The organism is Cellulomonas sp. (assembly GCF_965229465.1).
Classification (GTDB): Bacteria; Actinomycetota; Actinomycetes; order Actinomycetales; family Cellulomonadaceae; genus Cellulomonas.
This window is the reverse complement of the sequence record NZ_OZ245882.1, coordinates 422822-443591: the sequence shown is the minus strand read 5'-3', so window position 1 is coordinate 443591 and position 20770 is coordinate 422822. Positions and strand designations below refer to the sequence as shown.

Sequence of the window (20770 nt, the reverse complement as noted above, 5' to 3'; positions counted from 1 at the left end):
AAACAATTCAGCGGACAACGCTTGCCGAGTCCGTCAGGTCTCCACCAGGTACGTGCCGTGGCCCTCGACCACGAGCCCGTCCGCGAAGACCAGCACCTCGTCCACCACCCCGCCGGCCTGGTTGCGGTAGGTGATCACCAGCGCGGTGACCCCGGCGTACACGCGTTCCACGGTGAAGTGCAGGTCCGGCAGCAGGCGCAGGCCCTCGGTCCAGTAGCGCCGCAGCGCCTCCTTGCCGCGCAGCACGCCGCCGCTGTCGGGCAGGAGGCGTGCCGCGAGGGGAGAGGTGAACACCACGTCGTCGTGGAAGTGGGCCAGGACGGCGTCGAGGTCGTGGGCGTTCCAGGCGGAGACCCACGCGGCGCTGAACTCGGACGGGTCGGGCACGCTCATCGGGGCAGTGTGGCACCGGGAGCGTCGGCGGACGAGGTGGTCGCCGCCCAGCTGGCCAGCACCTGGAGGGCGTCGGCCGTCGGGCTGTCCTTCTCCGCGGTGTAGACCAGCATCGTCAGGCCGGTGTCCGCGGGCAGCTGGAGCATGTCGTACATGAGCTCGAGCCGGCCCACCACCGGGTGGTTGATGAGCTTGGTCCCGCCGCGGTGCAGGTGCACGTTGTGCGCGGCCCAGCGGGTGCGGAAGTCCTCGCTGCGGGTGGACAGCTCGCCGACGAGATCGCTCAGCGACCGGTCGTACGGGTGCCGCCCGGCCTCGGCCCGCAGCACCCCGACGGTGTCGTTCGCCGCCCGCTCCCAGTCGATCCAGAAGTCCTTCGCCCGCGGGTCCAGGAACGCGAACCGGGCGTGGTTGGCCGGGCGGACCGGGTCGCGGTAGAGCTCCGAGTAGAGGGCCCGCCCGAGCGCGTTGGTGGCCAGGATGTCGAGCCGGTCGTTGCGGACCACCGCCGGGGCGCCGGTCATCGCGTCGAGCATGGCGCGGACGCTCGGGCGCACCTCGGTGGGGCCGGGACGCCGTCGCGCGCGCGACGGGCGGGCTCCGGCCGTGCGGGCCAGGTCGTGCAGGTGGATGCGCTCCGCCTCGTCGAGCTGGAGGGCGTTGCACAGCGCGTCCAGCACGCTCTCCGACACCCCGCCGAGGTTCCCGCGCTCGAGCCGCGTGTAGTAGTCGACGCTCACCCCGGCCAGCATCGCGACCTCCTCGCGGCGCAGCCCCGCCACCCTGCGGTACGTGCCGTACGAGGGCAGGCCGGCCTGCTGGGGCGTGATCCTGGCGCGTCTGGAGGCCAGGAAGTCCCGGACCTCGTCGCGGTTGTCCATGCCACCGACCGTACGGTGCCGCGCAGGACCGAGGCAGTCCCTGCGAGTACCTGGGTCAGCGGGCGCGCTCCGGGTGCCGGTCGACGACCGCCGCCCTCCACCACTGGAGCGCCGCCACGGACTCACCGACCCCGACCGCGAAGAACGCCCACTGCACGGGCGACGTCCAGCCGATCAGCGGCAGCTGCGCGAGCACCCAGCCGGTCAGCACGACGCCCGCGCCGACGCCCACCTCGGGTGCGCGGGGATGGCGACGCAGGCCGAGGGTCAGGGCGAGCGCCTGCGGCAGCCCGACGCACAGGCCCAGCGCCAGCGCAGGCACGGCCGGGCCGTCGACGAAGACGAGCTGGGACACGAGGGGGTCGAACTGCCCCGAGAGGAATCCCTGGACGCCCGCGACCGCCCCGACGACGGTGAGGCCGTCGAGCGCGAGGGCGACGGTCCGGGCCCGCGGCGGGGCGACCCGCGCGGGGGCGGGGGTGCCCGTCACCGCACCAGGTGGATCTCGTGCACCTCGAGGTCGTCGAGGTCCTCGGAGGTCGCCTGGAGCAGCCGGTCGGCCAGCTGGCGCAGGGCGCGCGCGGCAGCGAGCTCGGTGCCGACCTCGGGCACGTCGAGGTCGTAGGAGCTGAACTGCGCGCGGCCCCAGCCGTCCAGGGTCGCGCCGGTGGGCGTCGTGAGGACGGCGTGCGCACCGGTGACGACGCCATGGGTGGTGTCGTCGTCGGCGAAGAGGTAGATCGCCACGTTCCAGGTCTCGTTCACGACTGGGCTCCTTCGCCGTCGGTGCTGCGCCCCGTTGGTGGCGGTCTGCCCCACATCGGCAGCTGCTTCGAGCGTGCGCTGCCGCGGCGTCGGCGGGCCAGGGCCCAAGGTCCTGCACCTCGCACGCCGCGGATTCGCCCGGTCCCGGCGTGCGGCTGCGGTCCAGCGCGCCTAGGGTCTGGCCACATGCTGGAACACGTCGACGGGTCGCGACCGGACCGGGTGGACGCGCCGGAGCCCGTGGTGCTCGGCGACCGCTACCGGCTGGACGCGGTCCTGGGCCGCGGCGGGATGGCGACCGTGCACCGGTCTCGTGACCTCCTGCTGGACCGTGACGTCGCCGTCAAGGTGTTTCCCCCGGTCCACGAGGACACCGACGACCTCTTGCGGAACCGCGCCGAGATCCGCGTGCTGGCCACGCTCAGCCACCCGGCCCTGGTCACGCTGCACGACGCCGGGACCGTGCACCACGACGACGGGTCGCAGCAGGTCTACCTGGTGATGGAGCTGGTGGACGGGCCGACGCTGGCCGAGCGGCTGCGGGAGGGCCCTCTCGGGGTCGAGCAGACCGCGACCATCGGCAGGGACGTGGCCGAGGCGCTCGCGGTGGTGCACGCGCGGGAGATCATCCACCGCGACATCAAGCCCGCCAACGTCCTGCTGACCGGCCGCAGCGGTGGACCGACCGCCAAGCTCGCCGACTTCGGGATCGCCCGGCTGGCGGGTGCCACCCGGTTGACGATGACCGGGATGACGCTCGGGACCATGAGCTACCTGAGCCCGGAGCAGGCCACCGGGAGCGCGCTCGGACCGCCCAGCGACGTCTACGGGCTCGGTCTGGTCCTGCTCGAGTGCGCGACCGGGCGGGCCGCCTTCACCGGGACGGCCGCGGAGGTGGCCGCCGCCCGCCTGACCACGTCGCCGACGGTCCCGGACCAGCTCGACCCCCGCCTCGGCGACGTGCTGGCACGGATGACCCGGATGGCGCCGGAGGACAGGCCCACCGCGCAGGAGGTGACGGACGACCTGGCCGCGATCCTGGCCTCCCCGGTGGACGAGACGCTCCTGCTGCCGGTGGCCGCTGCCGGTGCGGACGACACCGAACAGCTCGCGCCGACTCGCGCCGTCCCCTTTGTGGAGCCGCCGCCCGCGGACGTGCCCGTGGCAGACCGATGGGCCCGTCTGCGGTCCCCCCGGGCGGTGGTCGTGGGTGCCGCGGTGCTCCTGGTGGGCGGCGTGCTCCTCGTCGCGCAGCTGGTGTCGGGCGACGGCGCGCAGCAGACCCCTCCCGCCTACCCGACGGTCCAGGGCACGCTCGGTGAGTCGCTCACGCGGCTGCAAGAGAGCGTGGAGCCGTGAGGCGCCCGGTCGGCTGGGCGGCCCTCGTCCTCGCCACGGCGCTCGTGTGCGGGTCGTGCGCGGGCAGCCCCGAGCTGGAGACCGACCGCGCCCAGACGCTCCAGGAGTCCGTGCTCACCGTCACGGCGGCTGCCGCGGAGGGGCGCTGGGCCGACGCGCAGACCCTGATCACCGACACCCGGGCTGCGCTCGACGCGGGCAAGGACGCGGGAGAGGTCTCGACGCAGCGGTACGACGAGATCGCCGCCGCCCTCGACCGTGTCGCGGCCGATCTTGCCGCGGAGCAGGCGGCGGCCGACGCCGCGGCGCAGGCTGCGGCGGAGCAGGCCGCTGCTGAGCAGGCCGCTGCTGAGCAGGCCGCTGCTGAGCAGGCCGCGGCAGAGCAGGCCGCGCCCGAGGTGGTGGCCCCGAAGGACAAGGGCAAGAAGCCCGGCAAGGGGAACGGCGACAAGTAGCGGATCTCAGGGTGTGTCTCCGGGCGATCACCGATGCGCTCGGCGTCGCGGTGGCGGCATGCTGGGGGAGTCCGGCCGCTCGGGTCGGCACGAGAGGAGCAGCACCATGGGCACCATCCACGACGGCATGGCTCGACAGGGCCTGGTCCGGCCGGTCGACGGCCGTGTGCTGGGCGGTGTGTGCGCCGGCCTGGGCCGACGGTTCGGCATCGCCCCGTTCCACGCGCGGCTGCTGTTCGTGCTCATCCTGTTCGTCCTGCCCGGCAGCCAGCTCATCGTCTACCCGCTGCTCTGGATCCTCATGCCCACCGAGCACTGGGTCCCCGCGGCGTCCGGGACGCCGGGCACACCGGCCTGACGACGGCCTACGGGGGTCCTCCGCCCCCGGACCGGACCACCCGGCGGGACAGCTCCGCGCGGTTGCGCAGGCCGAGCTTGCGGTAGGTCCGGGTCAGGTGCGCCTCGACGGTCGACTCGCTGACGAACATCCGGGCCGCGATCTCCCGGTTGCGCAGTCCGTCCGCGACGAACGCGGCGATCTCGCTCTCGGTCGGGGTCAGGTCGTCGTCGGACCCGCCGCCCGCTCGGTCCAGGAGCTCGCGGACCACCGTGTCCCACCCGCGCACACCGGCCCCGACGAACGTGGCGAGGCACCGGTCGCCGAGCTCCCGCACCGGCGGGCGTCGGCCGGCTCGCAACCCCGCGGCCATGGCGAACGATCCGGTCCGCGCGGCGTCGAGGCCGTAGCCGAGGCCCGCGAGCAGGTCGGTCGCGCCGGCGAGCGTGCCGAACGCGTCCGGCTCGTCGCGCAGCAGCAGCAGCTGGCCGGTCGCGGCCAGCAGCTGCGCGTCCGCCCAGGGGGACGCCAGGGTGGCGCACTGCACCTGCAACCGGTCCCGCAGGTGCGCCACCTGGTCGGTGGCCCCGACGAGGCTGGCCAGCTGGATCGCCTGCGGGAGCACCGGTACCACCCCCGGGTGCGCACACCCCATCGCGTCGAGCTCCCGCAGGGCGCTGAGGAGCTCGTCGAGGCCCGCCTGCCAGTCGCGGCCGGTCGCGGCCGCGACACCCCGGACGTGGGCCGCCATCGCGCGCCTCGGCCGTTCCCCGACGCGGGCGGCCCAGGCGTCCAGCCGGTCGGCGTGCGCCTGGGCGGCGTCCGCGTCCCCCCGGAGGCCCGCCACCAGCCCGGCCGGATAGGCCAGCCACGCCAGGGCGCGCGCGTCCCCGCAGTCGTCGGCCGCTTCCATCCCCTCGACGACGTGCGTGGCCGCCGCGTCCAGCCGACCCGCCGCGAGCGCCACCAGGGCCAGGTCGGCGAGGCGGTAGGACCGCTGGAACTCGGCGCCGTTGCTGACCGCGCTGCGATGCATCTGGTCGAGGCCGGCGTGGGCCTGCTCGAGGCGGCCGTCCCACAGCTGCTGGCGGCCCTGGAGCACCCGCGGCCAGAGGGCGAGCTGGGACTGCACGACCTCGGTCCCGCTGTCCACGGCCTCCTCGATGAGCCCCTGGATCCGTCGCCCGAGCATCAGTGACGCGGTGGACACCGCCGACGCCGCCTGCGCGACGAGGACCGCGTCGTCGCGCGCGCGGCCGATCGCCAGGGCAGCCTCCGCGTAGCGCAGCCCCTCGTCGAGCCGGCCGAGGTGGATCGCGAGCAGCCACCCGAGGAGCCCGAGCACGCGACCGCGCAGGCACTCGTGCGCGGTCGAGCCGTCGTCGGGCACCTGCTCCAGAGCGGTCCGCAGCACGGTCTCCGCGTCGGTGAAGTCGAGCACGACGCGTCCCGTCACCACGGCGGCGCGCAGCGGACCGGGGTCGAGTCGCTCCAGGAGCGAGTCGGCGAGCCGCAGGGCCGTCGGCAGGTCGCCTGCGGTGGCGCACTGCATCATCCGGGCGAGCGTCCGGCGGACGGAGGCGTCGGCGTCGTCGGGCGGGGTGAGTCGGGTGCTGTCGCCGAGCAGGTCGGCCGCGAGCCGCGGGCCGCCGCGCCGGGCGATCCGCAGGGCCGCCGCCTCGATCTCGTCCGCAGCGGCGGCGTCGGGACCGTCCGCCGCCCGGGCGAGGTGCACCGCCCGGGAGTCAGGGTCGTCGACGACCTGCGCCAGCGCGGCGTGCAGACCGCGGCGGTCGAGCGCGTGCATCCCGCCGAGCACGGCTGTCGCGATCAGCGGGTGCGTGAACCGCAGGACGAAGTCGTGCTCCAGCGTCACCACCTCGGCGTCGAGCGCCGGGCGGACGGCGGCGTCGACGCTGCCCGTCCCGCCGGCGGCCGCGAGGACCCGCAGCGGGGTCGGACCGGCCACGGCGAGCATCCGGACCAGACCGAGGGTGGCGGGTGGGAGCCCCGCGACTCGGTCGGCGAGCGCCGTGAGCGCGGAACCCGGGGGAGGGGCGCCCGTGCCGTGGCGGTGGGCACGCGCCAGCTCGAGCGCGAAGAAGGGGTTCCCGTGCGCCAGGTCGCCCAGCTGGGCGACCATCGGGGTGCCGAGGCCGGGCGTGGCGGCGGTGAGCAGGCGCCGCAGGCTGGCGGGTTCCAGGCCGACGAGGCCCAACAGCTCCACGCCGTCGTCGATCCCCGGGGTGGCGATGGCCAGCTCCTCCGGACTCCAGGTCCGCGCGGTCGCGAGCAGGGCGACGGGGTCGTCGCCGAGCCGACGCAGGGCGAAGCGCAGGGTGCGCCGGGTGATGTCGTCGAGCCACGGCAGGTCGTCGACGGCGAGCACCACCGGCCGGTCGGCAGCGAGGTCGCGCAGCTGGTCCAGCACCCATCGCGAACGTTCCACCACGGGCAGGTCCTCCGCCAGGTCCGCGCATGCCGGGTGTCGGGCGAACAGGTCGCGCAGGCCCTGTGCGGGGTTGTCGCGGTCGTCCTCGCTCGGCCTGGCCACGAGCACGTGCGCCTGCGCGGCCCGGCAGCGCTCGACCCCGTAGGCCCAGAGGGTCGTCTTCCCGATGCCGGCCTCACCCACCAGCACGAGCGAGCGCCCCGGCCTGCCGATCTCGCCGGCGAACGCGTCGAGGCGGCGGCGCTCGGCCCCCCGTCCGACGATGCCGGCCGGGGTGGACTCGGGCGGACCGCGATGCTGCGACGTCCGGGACAGTGCCACCACGAGGATCAGGAGCGGTGGCGATCCCGGGTGATACGGGGCGACCCCGTCAGACGCTGCCCGACGACGTGAGGTGGCGCGGCCGGCGCGGCACCGGGACGTCGTCGAGGCGGGGCGCCGGGACCGCCTTGACCAGCTCTTCGACGAGGGCGCGCCAGCACCGGTCGGCCTGCCGCAGCTGCGAGGCCACCAGCTCCGGCGCGACGTGACCCACGGACCCGAGGCCGTCCGCCGCGTCGAGCGCGTCCAGGCCGCGGTCGATCGCCTGCGCCGAGGTGCGGTAGTTCGCCGTGTCCCGGGCCGTCGGTGGCGTGAGCACCTCGAGGGCCGCCGCCGCGTCGTCGAACATCGAGCGCACCAGCGCCACGGCGTGCGGCCGGTCGCCCATGGACAGCCGCTCGGCGGAGTCGGCCACGGCCGAGACGATCGTCGAGTGCGCCAGCCGGTCGATGGTGGCGATCAGGGTGCCCGGCACGATCTGGATCTGGAGCAGCAGCACGACCGTCCGGCCCAGCAGGGTCTCCGAGCGCACCCTCCGGATCCGTCGGCGCTCGGCGGCCTGGCGCGCGTCGTCCTCGGCCCGCAGCTCGTCGGCCGCGGCCTCGCGCTCGCGTCGCTCGGCCTCCTGCCGCGCCTCGGTCGCCCGCCGCGAGACCAGCTCGGTGGCCACGCGCACGTGGTGCTCGGAGTCGGCCTGGGCGCGGTGCACGAGCTCGACGGCGCACGGGTTCACGGGGCTCGCGTAGCCCGTGTCGGTGTACCCGAACAGGGCCAGACGATGCTCCTCCGCCCAGAGCACGGCGGTCTTGGTGAAGCCGGAGCGCGAATAGAAGACGGCGACGAACGAGCCCGCGGCGGCGCGCAGGTCCTCGAGGTCCTGGCGACCCACGGGGCTGCGGCGGTGCTCGACCCGGGCGGCGAAGTCGATGCCCACGAGGTCCAGCTCGATGGCGGACCCGGGGCCCGTGACGCGGACGTCGGTGCGGGCGAGGACGGTCCGGGCGTGCCGCTCGGCGAACCGCTCGGCGTCGCGCCACTGCGGGTCCTTCCCCGTCGCGCTCACGTCCACCTTCTTCCCGACCGGGTCACACGTCCCCCGACGGTAGTGACCCGCCCCCGGCCCCGACTCGCCCGTCCGGGTGACGGGGCGGCGCATCTCCCGACAGGCCGGGACGAACCCACCGGGTGAACTCCCGCGCGACGGTGGCAGGGTGAGCCACATGACGGCACGGTGGCCCGACTTCGCACCCGCACTCGACCGCGCGGCACACCACACCCGCGAGTGGCTGACGTCCCTGGCCGAGCGACCCGTGCACCCGAGGGTCGACGCCGACGCGCTCGCGCCGGTGCTCGGTGGCCCGCTGCCGGAGGGTCCGACCGCCCCGGAGGTGGTCGTCGACGAGCTCGCCGCCGGCATCGAGCCAGGCCTCATGGGGATGCCGTCGGGCCGCTTCTTCGGCTGGGTCATCGGTGGCACCCTCCCGGCCGCGCTCGCCGCCGACTGGCTGACCAGCGCGTGGGACCAGAACACGGCGATGCGCCACGCGACCCCGGGTGTCGTGGCGGTGGAGGAGGCCGCGGGCGCGTGGGCGCTGGATCTGCTCGGGCTGCCCTCCGGCGCCGACGTCGGGTTCGTCACCGGCGCGACGATGGCCAACTTCACCGGGCTGGCAGCGGCGCGCCAGCAGGTGCTCACCGAGGCGGGCTGGGACGTCGAGCGGGACGGCCTGTCGGGCGGCCCGCGGGTCCGCGTGCTGGTCGGCGAGGAGCGGCACGGGACGGTCGACCTCGCGCTGCGCTACCTGGGGCTGGGGGCGCCCACCACGGTGTCCGCGGACCGCCAGGGCCGGCTCGTCGTCGACTCGCTCGCGCGGGCGCTGGCCGAGGGCGACGGTCCGACGATCGTCTGCCTCCAGGCCGGCAACCTGCACTCGGGCGCGTTCGACCCGATGGCCGAGGCCATCGAGGTGGCTCACGCGCACGGCGCCTGGGTGCACGTGGACGGAGCCTTCGGGCTGTGGGCGGCGGCCTCCCCGCGGCTGCGGGGCCTGCTGGCGGGCCACGAGCGGGCGGACTCGTGGGCGACCGACGCCCACAAGACCCTCAACGTGCCGTACGACTGCGGCCTCGCGATCGTCGCCCGCCCCGAACCGCTGCGGCGCACCTTCGGCATGAACGCCGAGTACTTCGCCACCTTCCAGGGCGCGGGCGACCCGATGGAGCGGGTGCCCGAGCTGTCGCGCCGCGCCCGCGGCGTGCCGGTGTGGGCGGCGCTGCGGTCGCTGGGCCGGACGGGCGTCGCGGACCTCGTCGACGGCCTCGCGTCCACCGCACGGGCGATCGCCGACGGGATCGCCGCGGTCGAGGGCGCCGTGATCGTCAACGACGTCGTATTCACGCAGGTGAGCGTCGCGTTCGGCTCGGACCAGCGGACGCGGGACGTCACCGCGCGCCTCCTCGCGGACGGCGTGACGTGGATGTCCGGCTCGCGCTGGCAGGGCCGTGACGTGCTGCGGGTCTCCGTCAGCAACTGGTCCACGGACGCCGAGGACGTGGCTCGCTCGATCGACGCGGTCCGCCGAGCCGCCGCCGGCTAGCTCCCGGACATCACCACGCGCCAGGGGCGCACCGTCACGGCGAGCACGCCGTCCACGACCGCCTGGTCGTCGTGCGTCGCCAGCCGCTGGGCCTCCTCGGCCGACTCCACCTCGAGGATCGTCATCCCCGCCCCCTCGGTGTCGAGGAACGGACCGGCGAGCACCAGCTGGCCCGCACCTCTGCGCCTCCGGAGGAACTCGTAGTGCCCGGCGATGCCCGCCTGCTCCCCGACGGTCTGGCCGTCGGGGACGGCCGGACCGCGCACGTGGAGCAGCACGAACATCGCCATGCTCAGCGCGGCTCGTGCTCGTCGGGCAGGACTGACGGGACGGGGCTCACGACGACGGGCGCCGGCGCGCCGAGGGGGGCCGGCGTGCGGCGGCGACGGGTCCACCGGACGGCGGCCACGACGAGCGCGGCGACCGCACCGCCGAAGGCGAGCCAGGGGAGGAGCACACCCACGACGATAGCCACCCCGGCGGCAACGGCCACCAGAGCGTCCCAGCCGGTGGCCAGACCGTCGAGGAACGACTGCGGACCGGTGGCCGGCTCCACGGGTGCGACCGGAGCGAGCTCGGGTCCGTACAGCGCGACGTGGATCGTGGACAGGCGCACCTTCTCGGCCAGCCGGGCGCGCTCGGACTGGAGCTGCTCGAGGCTCGACTGCCGCTCGGTCAGCGCGTTCTCGGCCGCGATGAGCTGCTCGTTGGTGGTCGCGCGCGTGAGCAGGTCCTCCATCCGCGCCACGGAGAGCTGGAGGGCGTGGATGCGGGCGTCCAGGTCCTGCGCGGTGCCGGTGACGTCCTCGCTGGTGAGGTCCAGCTGGTCGATGGTGCCGAGCTCGCGCAGGCCGTCGACCGCGCGGCTGACCTGGTCGGCGGGCAGGCGGATGGTCAGCTCCGCGGTGCCGACGTCGTCCTTCGTCGCGGCGTGCTCCGACCTGTCGTCGACGCGGCCGCCGGCGCCCTCGGCCAGGGCGACCACCGCGTCCGCGGCCTCCCGCGGGTCCTTGACCGTCATCCGGACGTCGCCGGTCTGGATCACCTGACGGTCGGCGTCGGACGTGCTCGCGGCCTGCTCGACGCTCCCGTCCGCGGGAGCCTCGGCGGCATCGGAGCGGACCTCGCCGCCCAGCGCACCGGACGCCGCCTCGTCGGCGGTGCTCGTTCCGCTGTCTGCGCTTGCGCTGCACCCGCCGAGCAGGGCGGTCAGGGCGATCACGCCGGCGACCACCAGGCGGGTCGAGCGGGCGCGGACCTTCGGTGCGGGGTGGCTCGTCGTCGTCGTCATGCGGCGAACGTAGGGGGATCGCCGGTGGTCAGGGGGGCGTGTGACGCAATCGTGACTGCACCGGCGCGTGCCGGGCGCAATCGTGACCGTGCCGTCACCGGAACGCGTTCCTCCTGCTCAGAGCGCGTACGCGGTGGCGGCCCACAGGTGCGCGGAGGCGTAGGCGCGCCACGGTCGCCAGGACTCGGCCGCGCGCGACACCTCCGCCGCGCCGCGGACGCCGAGCGCCCGGCGCAGCACGAGGTCGCCGACCGGCATCGCGTCGCGGTCGCCCAGCACACGCAGCGCCAGGTAGTCGGCCGTCCACGGACCGATGCCGGGCAGGGCGAGCAGGCGTGACCGCGGGTCGGGGGCGCCCGGGGCCAGGGTGAGTCCGTCGGCGCACGCCTGCGCGAGGGCATGCAGCGTCCGCGCGCGGGAGTGCGTGATCCGCACGGCCGCCTGGAGGTCCACGGGGTCCACCGCAGCGAGCTCCGCGGGCGAGGGGTAGACGGTCAGCCCGCCCGGGCCGGGGTGCCCGTAGGCGGCGGCGAGCCGACCCCCGAACGTACGGGCGGCCGCGAGCGAGACCTGCTGGCCCAGCACGGTCGTGGCGGCGGCCTCGAACCCGTCGGGATGGCCCAGGACCCGCAGGCCCGGCCGGGAGCGCACCAGCGGGCCGAGCACCGGGTCGTCACCGAGTGCCGCGTGCACGGCGTCGAGGTCGTCGGCGAGACCGAACCAGCGGTCGGCGAGCTCGCCGAGCTCGGCCGAGGACCCCGCGGAGGCGCGGACGTCGATGCGGTCGGGGCTCAGGGTGACCTCGGCGAGCGCGAGGATCCCGCCGAGCCGGACGGCCCGCCGGACGGTGCTGCCCTCGACGGTCTCGACCCCCGGCACCGCGTGGGCGACCAGCGAGGCGAGGGCGGGGGTCGGGTCGAACGGGCGTCGGACGACGAGAGTCGAGCTCATGATCTCCTCGGTCTGGTCGAATCCATACGACCTCCAGCTGGACGCCTTTACCAATACAAGATCGACGCATGGAAAGGATGCGGTACGAGCGTGGTAGTGCTAGAACTGTTCTAGTCGATCGCGCCGGAACCGGGGCGACCGGCTGATAGCAGGATCAGCAGGGCCGCGTTGCCGAGGGTCACGGCGAGAGCCGGGCCGCCCGTCAGGGTTCAGGGAGTGCGCCAAGCCTCGTGCCGGCGAGACGCCTCTCCGTGGCGCCCCGTCCCCCAGAAGCGGGGACGGGGCGCACCTACGTCGGGGCACTCCCTACGCTGAGAGGCGTGCTCCCCCTTCTGCTCCCCGTTGCCACCGACGAGAGCGTGGCCGACGACGTCCAGGGTGTCGTCGTCCCGACCCTGTCGCTCCTGGCCGCCGTCGTGGTCGCCTTCCTCGCGGCGACGCTCCTGTCGGTGCTGGTCCGGCGCGTCGCGCGCAAGTCCGCCGTCGCCGCGGACCTCTCCCGACGATCTCGCCGTCCCATGCGGGCGGTTCTGCTGGTTGTCGCCGTATGGATCGCGCTGCGGCTGAGCACCGACCCCTCGGACTGGACCTGGACGGTCGAGCACGTGCTGCTGATCGCGCTGATCATCACCGTGGCGTGGCTGATCGGCAGCCTCGCGTTCGTGCTCGAGGACGCTGCCCTCCAGCGGTACCGGATCGATGTCGCCGACAACCGGCACGCCCGCCGCGTCCGCACGCAGGTCCAGGTGCTGCGGCGCATCACGGTGGCCATCCTGGTGCTCTGCGCGATCGCCGCGATCCTGCTGACGTTCCCGTCGGCCCGCACGCTCGGCGCGAGCCTGCTCGCCTCCGCCGGGCTCATCTCGATCGTCGCCGGCCTCGCCGCCCAGAGCTCGCTGGCCAACGTCTTCGCCGGCGTCCAGCTCGCGTTCACCGATGCGATCCGCGTGGACGACGTGGTGGTGGTCAGCGACCAGTGGGGCCGGATCGAGGAGATCACGCTCACCTACGTGGTCGTGCACATCTGGGACGACCGCCGCCTGATCCTGCCCTCCACGTACTTCACGACGACGCCGTTCGAGAACTGGACCCGCCGCGCGGCCGACCTGCTCGGCACCGTCGAGCTGGACGTGGACTGGGAGGTCCCCGTCGAGGCGATGCGCACCGAGCTCACGCGGCTGCTCCAGGACACCGACCTGTGGGACCGCCGCGTCGGCATCCTCCAGGTCACCGACGCGGTCGGCGGGATGGTCCGCGTGCGGGCTCTGGCCAGCGCGGTCGACGCCCCCACCCTGTTCGACCTGCGCTGCTACGTCCGCGAGGGGCTGGTCGGGTGGCTCCAGCGGGAGGCGCCGCAGAGCCTGCCCAAGACCCGCTGGGAGGGCACGGCACCCGCTCCCACCTCCGGCCGCCGAGCGCGACCGGAGACGGCCCCGACGCCGACGCTTCCCGTTCCGGGCGGTTGGTCGGCTGACGACACCCAGACCATCACCACCGGCGGACAGGACGCGCGGCTGTTCACGGGCAGCATCGACGCCCTGGAGCGGTCGCGACACTTCTCCGGGCCTGGTCAGGACGTCATCGACGAGCGGGAGCAGTCCGCGGGGGACACCGAGGGTCGGCAGCCCTGAGCCCGATCCGGCCCGTGACCACCGCGGCGCTGGTCGACCACGTCGTGCGGCGGGTCGTCGAGCACGACGGCAGGATCCGGGTGCTCGTCGACGGGGCACGCCCGACCCGGCCGTCGGAGCTGGCGGACGCACTCGTCGCACCGCTGCGTGCGGCCGGTCGCGCCGTCGTGCGGGTGCACGCCGAGGACTTCCTCCGGCCCGCCTCGGTGCGGTTCGAGCACGGCCGTCACGATGCCGACTCCTTCCTGGAGGACTGGCTCGACGTCGGCGCGCTCGGCCGCGAGGTGCTCGATCCGTTCGCCGCGTCCGGGCGGTACCTGCCGACTCTCTGGGACTCCCGGACCGACCGCGCGACGCGCGCCGGCTACGAGCAGGCTCCCGCCGACGCCGTCCTGGTCCTCGACGGCAGCCTGCTGCTCGGGCGCTGGCTGGACGCCGAGCTCACGGTCCACCTTGCCGTCCGGCGCGCCACCCTGGAACGGCGGGTCGCGCCAGACGACCGGTGGACGCTGCCGGCGTTCGCGCGGTACGAGGCGGAGACGGCGCCGACGCAGGTGGCGGACGTGGTGGTGCATGTCGACGACCCGCGGCACCCTGCGATCGAAGAACGCGCGCCCTGACTCCTCGTCCTTGGGGCTGTGGGCGGCTCGGTGATCGGGTCTGTGGATATGTTTGTGCAGGTCAGAGCCTTGCTCTGTGCCTCGGTGTGACCTAGAATCGTACGTATGTTCGATACGGTGGTCCCGGTGGTGGAGGTGGCGGCGCGGGTGCGCGACGCCACCTCTTCGCTGGCTGTCGTGGCGCGGCAGTCGCGGGCGTGGACGGGTGCGGACCGGGCGTCGGTGCTGGCGGTGGTGCGGGCCTCGGAGGCGGCGTTGGCCGAGGCGCGGGCGCACCTGCTGGTCGCCGACCGTGATGCCGGGGACAGTCTGCGCCCGGGGGATCGCTCGTTCGAGGCGGCCCAGGCCCGGGTGACCCGGTCCGGTCTGGGTGAGGCGTCGAGGGTGGTGCGGCAGGCCGACGCGTTGGTGTCGATGGGCACGGTCGCGGCTGGCGTGCGGGAGGGGTCGGTGCCGTTGGGGCACCTGGACGAGCTCGCCCGCATCGCGGCGGCCGCGACTCCGGAGGTGGCGGCGGTGCTGCGGACCCCGCAGGCGCAGGAGCAGGTGGTGGGGATGGCGAGCCGCGCGTCGCGGCCGGACTTCGCTCGGGCGTTGGCCCGCTGGGTCGCCGCCCAGGACCCCGCTGCGTTGCAGGCCGAGCATGAGGCCCAGCACCGGGAGCGGTTCTTCTCCCTGTCCGTCCAGCCGCATGGGGTGTTCTTGAAGGGTCGCCTGGACCGGATCGCCGGGGAGTCCCTGCGGGTCGCGTTGGACGCGATGGGCCAGTACGGCGATGACACCCGTTCTCCGGGGCAGGCCAGCGCGGACGCGTTGACGATGCTGGCCGAAGGCGCGTGCGCCGGGGCGCGTCGGGCCGCCGGCCCGGAGGGCACCGAGGACGGCGCGCCCATGACTGTGACGTCCGGGGCGGTGAGTCGCCCGCACGTGTCCTTGCTGGTGGCGGCCGAGACGGTCGCGGAGCTGCTGACCCACCAGCGGGCACTGGACGAGGCCGCCAGCGCGGCCCACGGGCACGACCGCACGCGCGCCGACGCCCCCACCCTCGCCGACACCGCGACACTTAACGACGCCGACAGCCGCGCCGCCGACGACGACGACGTCGACGTCGACGTCGACGTCGATCGTTCGGGTGCTGGGCTGGCGCCCGGACATCGACTCTGTGCCCCGGTCGCCCTGCCCTGGGGGACAGTGGCACCGGCGACGTTGGAGGACGGCACTCCGGTGGCGATGTCGGAGCTGGCGCGGGTGTTGTGCGAGGCGGACGTCACCCGGATCGTCATGTCCGCCGAGAGCCTCCCGCTGGATGTCGGACGGTCCAAGCGGTTGTTCACCACCGCGCAACGGCGGGCTGCGATCGCCCGGGACGGGCAGTGCGTGTGGAACGGGTGCGACCAGCACGCGTCCCGCTGCGAGGTGCACCACATCCGCTGGTGGGACCGCGACAAAGGCGAAACGTCGATCAGCAACGCGGCCTTGTTGTGCAAGCACCACCACAGTGAGGTCCACCGACTCAACCTGACCCTCCACCGCCTAGAGAAACCACCAGGGTGGGCTCGCCGACAGCGCGCCAGAGCCGACGCGGCGCGGGCGGGTAGCGGGCGGGACGGAGCGGGTCTGGCCGGCGAGATCGGCGAGGTCGGCGGGATGGGCGGAGCCGTCGGGATCGACGGCGTCGGCGGGCGCACACCCCTGCGGTACGTGTTCCGCAACCACCGCGGACACATCATCAACGCCCCTGACGGACACCCACCCGACCGCTGACCGATAGCACGCCCGCAGACTCAGGGTGGGGCGAGGAGGCGCGCACGGTGCGATGCGCGGTTACGCCGTGACGGCAGCTGTCGCTCGGTCCGACAGTCGGCGCATCGCGTCGGCGAGATCAGGGGGGCCGATGACGCGGAGCGCCACGCCGAACATGGCGAACCGCGCCGCCACGCCGTCCCACGACCAGGCGCTGAGCGCGACGCGGCTGCGGTCAGGCCCGAGCGGTTCCACGAGGGCGTCCCGGCCCGCCCAGAGGGCGACCTCCGTCGCGGCCATGTCGACCTCTGCCTCGCCGCGGCACGGCCACGGGGTGGAGCCGCCGAACCGCTCGGCGACGAAGGCGGTGACGTCGGCCGCGGGCAGCGCGCGCGGGGCGAAGCGGGGGCCGGACCCGGACTTGGGCGTCAGGCGGTCGACCCGGAACGTGCGCCAGCCGGCACGGTCCAGGTCGTAGCCGACGAGGTACCACCGACCGCCCCAGGTGACCAGGTGGTGGGCCTCGGCGCGACGAGCCGGCCGTGCCCCGGCGTCGGTCCCGCCCTCGTAGTCGAACCGGAGGACCTCGCGGGCACGGACGGCAGCGCCGACGGCCAGGAGCACGTGCTGGTCGACCTCGGGCCGGTCGCCGCGACGGGTGACGGCGGTCACCTGGAGGGCGTCGGCCGCCGTGCGCAGCCGCGCCGGCATGACCTGACGGAGCGTCGCGAGCGCACGGACGGCCGCCTCGTCGACCCCCGCGACACCGGTGGACGCGGTCTGGAGGGCGACGACCAGGGCCACGGCCTGCTCGTCGTCCAGCAGGAGCGGCGGCATCTGGGTACCCGCGTCGAGCCGGTACCCGCCGTCCGGACCCTTGCTGGCGTGCACGGGGTACCCGAGCTCGCGGAGCCGGTCGACGTCCCGGCGAACGGTCCGCGGGCTCACGCCGAGCCGGTCGGCCAGCACGCCACCGGGCCAGTCGCGTCGCGCCTGGAGCAGCGACAGCAGTGAGAGGAGTCGGGAGGACGGCGTCGACATGTCCTCAGGATGCCATCGGTAGCGGACAGGACCTGGCCGCTTCTGACGACATGGTGGTGGGGTACCCATCCAACGGAGGAGAACCGATGATCCACACGAGAGGGCTCACCAAGGACTTCGTGGTGAGCCGCACCGAGACCGTCCACGCCGTGCGCGGCATCGACCTCGACATCGCGCCCGGCGAGCTCGTCGCGGTGCTCGGGCCCAACGGCGCAGGCAAGACCACCACGATGCGGATGCTCACCACGCTCGCCCGTCCGACGTCCGGGACCGCGACCGTGGCGGGGGTCGACGTCACGACCGACCCGGCGACGGTCCGGCGGAACATCGGCTACGTCGGGCAGGGCAACGGCGCGGGCCACCAGCAGCGCGCCGCCGACGAGCTGACCATGCAGGGTCAGGTGTACGGACTCGACCGGACGGCGGCGCGGCGTCGGACCGGCGAGCTGCTCGAGGCGCTGGACCTGACGACCCTCGCCCGGCGCAAGGTGGGCGATCTGTCAGGGGGCCAGCGCAGGCGGCTCGACGTCGCTCTCGGGCTGGTGCATGCCCCGCGGCTGCTGTTCCTGGACGAGCCGACCACCGGCCTGGACCCGCACAACCGCGCCAACCTCTGGGAGCACATCGCCCGGCTGCGCGCCGAGCACGACATGACCATCGTGCTCACCACCCACTACCTCGACGAGGCCGACACCATGGCCGAGCGCGTCGTGGTGGTCGACCACGGGCAGATCATCGCCGACGACACGGCGGACGGGCTCAAGCGCACGCTCGCCGGCGACCGCGTGGTGCTCACCGTCGCGGTCGACGGGACGGCCGGCCGGGTCGCGACGATCGTCGAGGCGCTGCCCGGTGCCCGGGACGTCACCGTCGACGGCGGGCGGATCGAGGCGCGGGTGGCCGATGCCGCCTCCGCGGTGCCGGAGCTGGTGCTGGCGGCGTCCGCCGCCGGGGCGCCGCTGCTCGGGGCGCTCGCGGTGCGGCCCACGCTCGACGACGTGTTCCTGGCCCTCACGGGCCGCAGCCTGCGCGACGACGGTCCGCAGACGAGCGACAGCACCGACGACGCCACGCAGGAGGCAGCAGCATGAGCACGATCACCGCCACCCGGCCGAGCACCGCCACGACGACAGCCCGCCGGTCCTGGCTCGCGGACGTCTGGCTGGTGATGACCCGCGAGCTGCGCCCGGTGGCCCGGGAGCCGTTCTCCGTGGTCTTCGGGCTGATCCAGCCGCTCGTCTTCCTCGGCCTGTTCGGGCCGCTCCTGGCCGGCTCGGTGGGTGCGTCCGCCGGGTTCGAGGGGGCCGACGTCTGGCAGTGGTTCGTGCCGGCGATCCTGGTGATGACCACGTTGTTCGGCACGTCGACCACGGGATCGAACCTCCAGTTCGAGATGCAGACCGGCGCGCACGAGCGCCTGCTGGTCACCCCGCTGTCCCGCTCGTCGCAGCTGGTCGGCCGCTCCCTGAAGGAGATGGTCCCGCTGGTCGCGCAGGCCGTCATCCTCATCCTGGTGATGCTGCCGTTCGGGTTCCGCGCCGACCCCGTCGGGGGACCGCTCGGACTGGCCGTGCTCGCCGTGCTCGGCGTCGGCCTCGGCTCGTTCAGCTACGCGCTGGCCATCGCGGTGCGCAAGCAGGAGTGGATGTTCTGGGCGGTGCAGCAGACGGTCCTGTTCCCTCTGCTCATCCTGTCCGGCATGCTCCTGCCGCTGGAGACCGGCCCGCAGTGGATGAAGGTCGCCTCGGCGTTCGACCCGCTGCGGTGGGTGGTCGAGGCCGAGCGGGCGCTGTTCGCCGGGGACCTGACCAGCGGTGCCGTGGCGGCGGGTTGGCTCGCGGCGGTCCTGACGGCCGTGGTCGGGCTGGCGGTCGGGGTCCGCACACTGCTGCGCAGCACCGACTGACCCCATGTCACATTTCCCGCCGGTCGCGCGTCTACTCCCTGAGAGCGCGCGACCGGCGGGCGATGTCAGTGGGTGGGGGAATGATGGCGGCCATGACGGTCCAGGACGAAGTGACGCGGGATCTCGAGCTTCTCGAGGAGGTCCGCGTGGTGCACACGGTCGTGCCCTCGCCCCTGGGCCCGATCACGTTGGTCGCCCACGACGGCGGCCTCTCGGCGCTCCTGCTGCCGGACTCCAAGTACGAGGCCGTGCAGGGTCCGTTCGGCGAACGGGCGGACAACGAGTTCGAGCAGGTGCAGACGCAGCTCGACGAGTACTTCGCGGGGACGCGGACGCAGTTCGACCTTCCGCTGCACCTGATCGGGACCGCGTTCCAGCGTCGGGTGTGGGAGGGGCTGCTGCGCATCCCGTACGGGCACACCTGGTCGTACGGGGACCTGGCCGCGGAGATCGGGCTGGACCCGCGCACCTCGTCGCGCGCCGTCGGTGCGGCCAACGGGCGCAACCGGATCGCGATCGTGGTGCCCTGCCACCGGGTCATCGGTGCGGACGGGTCCCTCACCGGGTTCGCCGCCGGGCTGGACCGCAAGCGGTTCCTGCTCGGACTCGAGGCCAAGGGCCGCCCGCGCGAGCACCTGCTGTTCTGACGCACCGACGCCGGTCGGGGCGTGGTCGCGGCGGCACGACGGTGGCAGCATGAGGGCCATGGCGCTCGTCCGCTACGTGGCGGCCGCCGCCGAGGCCGCCGGCACCGCCGCCGAGCAGGTGCCCGCCTCGACGGTCGGTGAGCTGCGGGCGCAGGTGCTCACCCGGCACGGCGGCGAGCTGGCACAGCTGATCGGACGGTGCTCGTTCGTCGTCGACGGCGTGACGTCCGACGACGGCGCGGTGCTGGGGCCGAGCGACGTCGTCGACGTGGTCCCCGGCCTCTGACCCAGGATCCACGATGCGGGCGCGTGCAACTGGTGCGAGCGTGTGCGCATGAGAGTCGTCGTGGTCGGAGCCAGCGGGAACGTCGGCACGGCGCTGCTGCGGCGATTCGCCGACGACCCCACGGTCACGTCGGTGGTCGGGGTCGCCCGGCGCGTGCCCCGGCGCCCGCCGCCCGCGCCCTACGCCGCCGCCACGTGGATCGCGTGCGACGTCGCGGCGCCGACCGCGGCGGACGTCCTGGTCCCGGCCTTCGCCGGGGCCGACGCCGTCGTCCACCTCGCGTGGGCCATCCAGCCCAGCCACGACCGCCGCCGGCTGCACGACGTGAACGTGTCCGGCACGCGCCACGTCCTCGACGCGGCCCGGCGCGCGGGTGTTCCGCACGTGGTCGTCGCGTCCAGCGTCGGCGCGTACTCGCCTGCTCCGGACGACGTCCCGCGCGGCGAGGCCTGGGCGACCGACGGGGTGCGCTCGTCGTCGTACAGCGTGGACAAGGCGGCGGTGGAGCGGACCCTCGACGAGTTCGAGGCAGCGCACCCGGCCCTGGCGATCGCCCGCGTGCGGCCGGCGCTCGTGTTCCAGCGTGCGGCCGGGCACGAGATCTCGCGGTACTTCCTCGGGCCGTGGGCGCCCAAGAGAGCCATCGCCGGGCACCTGGCCGTGCTGCCGTGGCCGGCGGGTCTGCGGCTGCAGGCGGTGCACGCGGACGACGTCGCGTCCGCGTACCGGGAGGCGATCGTCCGTCGCGTGAAGGGCCCCTTCAACGTGGCCGCGCCGGACGTGCTCCGCGGACAGGACGTCGCCGACATCGTGGCACGCGGGCGGCTGCGCGAGGTCGGCGTCCGGGAGGCCCGCGGGCTCGTCGCGGCCGCCTGGCACGCGCGAGCGGTGCCTGTCGGTCCGGGCTGGCTGGACATGGCCCTGACCGCGCCGCTGCTCGACACGTCTCGGGCGGAACGCGAGCTCGACTGGCGGCCCGCCTGGTCGGCCGTCGACACCCTGCGGGACCTGGTGGCGGGTATCGCGGCCGGATCCGGGACCGCGAGCCCGCCCCTGCGGTCGCGGCGGCTGTGAGCGCACTGGCATCCTCGACG

At 74.5% G+C, this 20770-nt stretch carries 22 protein-coding genes; 12 read left to right on the top strand and 10 right to left on the bottom strand.

Features of this window, described 5'->3' with window-relative positions; translation table 11 throughout:
• Positions 1-33 precede the first annotated feature (33 nt).
• The 4 genes from ACO06A_RS01990 to ACO06A_RS01975 are packed head-to-tail and all read right to left on the bottom strand — an operon-like array spanning position 34 to position 2039.
• On the bottom strand, positions 34-393 hold the full coding sequence (locus ACO06A_RS01990) for a nuclear transport factor 2 family protein (RefSeq protein WP_421734492.1): 360 nt from the start codon (positions 391-393) through the stop codon (positions 34-36).
• On the bottom strand, positions 390-1274 hold the full coding sequence (locus ACO06A_RS01985) for a helix-turn-helix transcriptional regulator (protein WP_421734491.1): 885 nt from the start codon (positions 1272-1274) through the stop codon (positions 390-392). The genes ACO06A_RS01990 and ACO06A_RS01985 overlap by 4 nt, the downstream gene beginning before the upstream one ends.
• A gap of 55 nt (positions 1275-1329) precedes the next feature.
• The gene (locus tag ACO06A_RS01980) at positions 1330-1764 is read right to left on the bottom strand and encodes a hypothetical protein (protein ID WP_421734490.1); all 435 of its coding nucleotides are present in this window, start codon (positions 1762-1764) and stop codon (positions 1330-1332) included.
• Positions 1761-2039, bottom strand: coding sequence for a dsRBD fold-containing protein (locus ACO06A_RS01975; protein WP_421734489.1), 279 nt, complete (start codon positions 2037-2039; stop codon positions 1761-1763). The genes ACO06A_RS01980 and ACO06A_RS01975 overlap by 4 nt, the downstream gene beginning before the upstream one ends.
• Before the next feature lie 186 nt (positions 2040-2225).
• On the opposite strand from ACO06A_RS01975, the gene ACO06A_RS01970 reads away from it, so the two are divergent.
• The 3 genes from ACO06A_RS01970 to ACO06A_RS01960 all read left to right on the top strand — a co-directional run bounded on the left by ACO06A_RS01970 (position 2226) and on the right by ACO06A_RS01960 (position 4211).
• Positions 2226-3398: a serine/threonine-protein kinase gene (locus ACO06A_RS01970; RefSeq protein WP_421734488.1), complete on the top strand. Its 1173-nt coding sequence runs from the start codon at positions 2226-2228 to the stop codon at positions 3396-3398.
• A complete protein-coding gene (locus ACO06A_RS01965; protein ID WP_421734487.1) occupies positions 3395-3853 on the top strand; it encodes a hypothetical protein in 459 nt (152 codons plus the stop codon). The genes ACO06A_RS01970 and ACO06A_RS01965 overlap by 4 nt, the downstream gene beginning before the upstream one ends.
• Positions 3854-3959: 106 nt before the next feature.
• The gene (locus ACO06A_RS01960; protein WP_421734486.1) at positions 3960-4211 is read left to right on the top strand and encodes a PspC domain-containing protein; all 252 of its coding nucleotides are present in this window, start codon (positions 3960-3962) and stop codon (positions 4209-4211) included.
• Positions 4212-4218: 7 nt separating this feature from the next.
• On the opposite strand, the gene ACO06A_RS01955 is transcribed toward ACO06A_RS01960, so the two are convergent.
• Both ACO06A_RS01955 and ACO06A_RS01950 read right to left on the bottom strand, forming a co-directional pair.
• Entirely contained in the window at positions 4219-6963 is a 2745-nt protein-coding gene (locus tag ACO06A_RS01955) for a LuxR C-terminal-related transcriptional regulator (protein WP_421734485.1), read from the bottom strand.
• Positions 6964-7012: 49 nt separating this feature from the next.
• A complete protein-coding gene (locus ACO06A_RS01950) occupies positions 7013-8026 on the bottom strand; it encodes a hypothetical protein (RefSeq protein WP_421734484.1) in 1014 nt (337 codons plus the stop codon).
• A 157-nt stretch (positions 8027-8183) separates the two neighbouring features.
• On the opposite strand from ACO06A_RS01950, the gene ACO06A_RS01945 reads away from it, so the two are divergent.
• Entirely contained in the window at positions 8184-9560 is a 1377-nt protein-coding gene (locus tag ACO06A_RS01945; RefSeq protein WP_421734483.1) for a pyridoxal phosphate-dependent decarboxylase family protein, read from the top strand.
• Here ACO06A_RS01945 and ACO06A_RS01940 read toward each other — a convergent pair.
• From ACO06A_RS01940 to ACO06A_RS01930, 3 genes are all read right to left on the bottom strand, one after another.
• Positions 9557-9850: a YciI family protein gene (locus ACO06A_RS01940; protein WP_421734482.1), complete on the bottom strand. Its 294-nt coding sequence runs from the start codon at positions 9848-9850 to the stop codon at positions 9557-9559. The two genes, ACO06A_RS01945 and ACO06A_RS01940, sit on opposite strands and share 4 nt — an antisense overlap.
• A 2-nt stretch (positions 9851-9852) precedes the next feature.
• On the bottom strand, positions 9853-10851 hold the full coding sequence (locus ACO06A_RS01935; RefSeq protein ID WP_421734481.1) for a DUF4349 domain-containing protein: 999 nt from the start codon (positions 10849-10851) through the stop codon (positions 9853-9855).
• A 117-nt stretch (positions 10852-10968) separates the two neighbouring features.
• Entirely contained in the window at positions 10969-11802 is an 834-nt protein-coding gene (locus ACO06A_RS01930) for a DNA-3-methyladenine glycosylase family protein (RefSeq protein ID WP_421734480.1), read from the bottom strand.
• Between the two features lie 311 nt (positions 11803-12113).
• Between ACO06A_RS01930 and ACO06A_RS01925 the strand changes: the two genes are divergently transcribed.
• From ACO06A_RS01925 to ACO06A_RS01915, 3 genes are all read left to right on the top strand, one after another.
• Entirely contained in the window at positions 12114-13433 is a 1320-nt protein-coding gene (locus tag ACO06A_RS01925) for a mechanosensitive ion channel family protein (protein WP_421736117.1), read from the top strand.
• Between the two features lie 14 nt (positions 13434-13447).
• Positions 13448-14053: a uridine kinase gene (locus ACO06A_RS01920; protein WP_421734479.1), complete on the top strand. Its 606-nt coding sequence runs from the start codon at positions 13448-13450 to the stop codon at positions 14051-14053.
• 105 nt (positions 14054-14158) lie between these two features.
• The gene (locus ACO06A_RS01915; RefSeq protein WP_421734478.1) at positions 14159-15817 is read left to right on the top strand and encodes a hypothetical protein; all 1659 of its coding nucleotides are present in this window, start codon (positions 14159-14161) and stop codon (positions 15815-15817) included.
• Positions 15818-15877: 60 nt separating this feature from the next.
• Here the strand turns inward: ACO06A_RS01915 and ACO06A_RS01910 are convergent, their stop codons facing one another.
• The gene (locus tag ACO06A_RS01910; protein WP_421734477.1) at positions 15878-16837 is read right to left on the bottom strand and encodes a helix-turn-helix transcriptional regulator; all 960 of its coding nucleotides are present in this window, start codon (positions 16835-16837) and stop codon (positions 15878-15880) included.
• 86 nt (positions 16838-16923) lie between these two features.
• On the opposite strand from ACO06A_RS01910, the gene ACO06A_RS01905 reads away from it, so the two are divergent.
• From ACO06A_RS01905 to ACO06A_RS01885, 5 genes are all read left to right on the top strand, one after another.
• Entirely contained in the window at positions 16924-17928 is a 1005-nt protein-coding gene (locus ACO06A_RS01905; protein ID WP_421734476.1) for an ATP-binding cassette domain-containing protein, read from the top strand.
• A complete protein-coding gene (locus tag ACO06A_RS01900) occupies positions 17925-18743 on the top strand; it encodes an ABC transporter permease (RefSeq protein WP_421734475.1) in 819 nt (272 codons plus the stop codon). Before ACO06A_RS01905 ends, ACO06A_RS01900 begins: the two co-directional genes overlap by 4 nt.
• A 92-nt stretch (positions 18744-18835) precedes the next feature.
• The gene (locus ACO06A_RS01895) at positions 18836-19390 is read left to right on the top strand and encodes a methylated-DNA--[protein]-cysteine S-methyltransferase (protein ID WP_421734474.1); all 555 of its coding nucleotides are present in this window, start codon (positions 18836-18838) and stop codon (positions 19388-19390) included.
• A 49-nt stretch (positions 19391-19439) separates the two neighbouring features.
• Positions 19440-19676: a MoaD/ThiS family protein gene (locus ACO06A_RS01890; RefSeq protein WP_175346166.1), complete on the top strand. Its 237-nt coding sequence runs from the start codon at positions 19440-19442 to the stop codon at positions 19674-19676.
• A gap of 48 nt (positions 19677-19724) precedes the next feature.
• A complete protein-coding gene (locus ACO06A_RS01885; RefSeq protein WP_421734473.1) occupies positions 19725-20750 on the top strand; it encodes an NAD-dependent epimerase/dehydratase family protein in 1026 nt (341 codons plus the stop codon).
• The last annotated feature ends 20 nt before the right edge of the window (positions 20751-20770 follow it).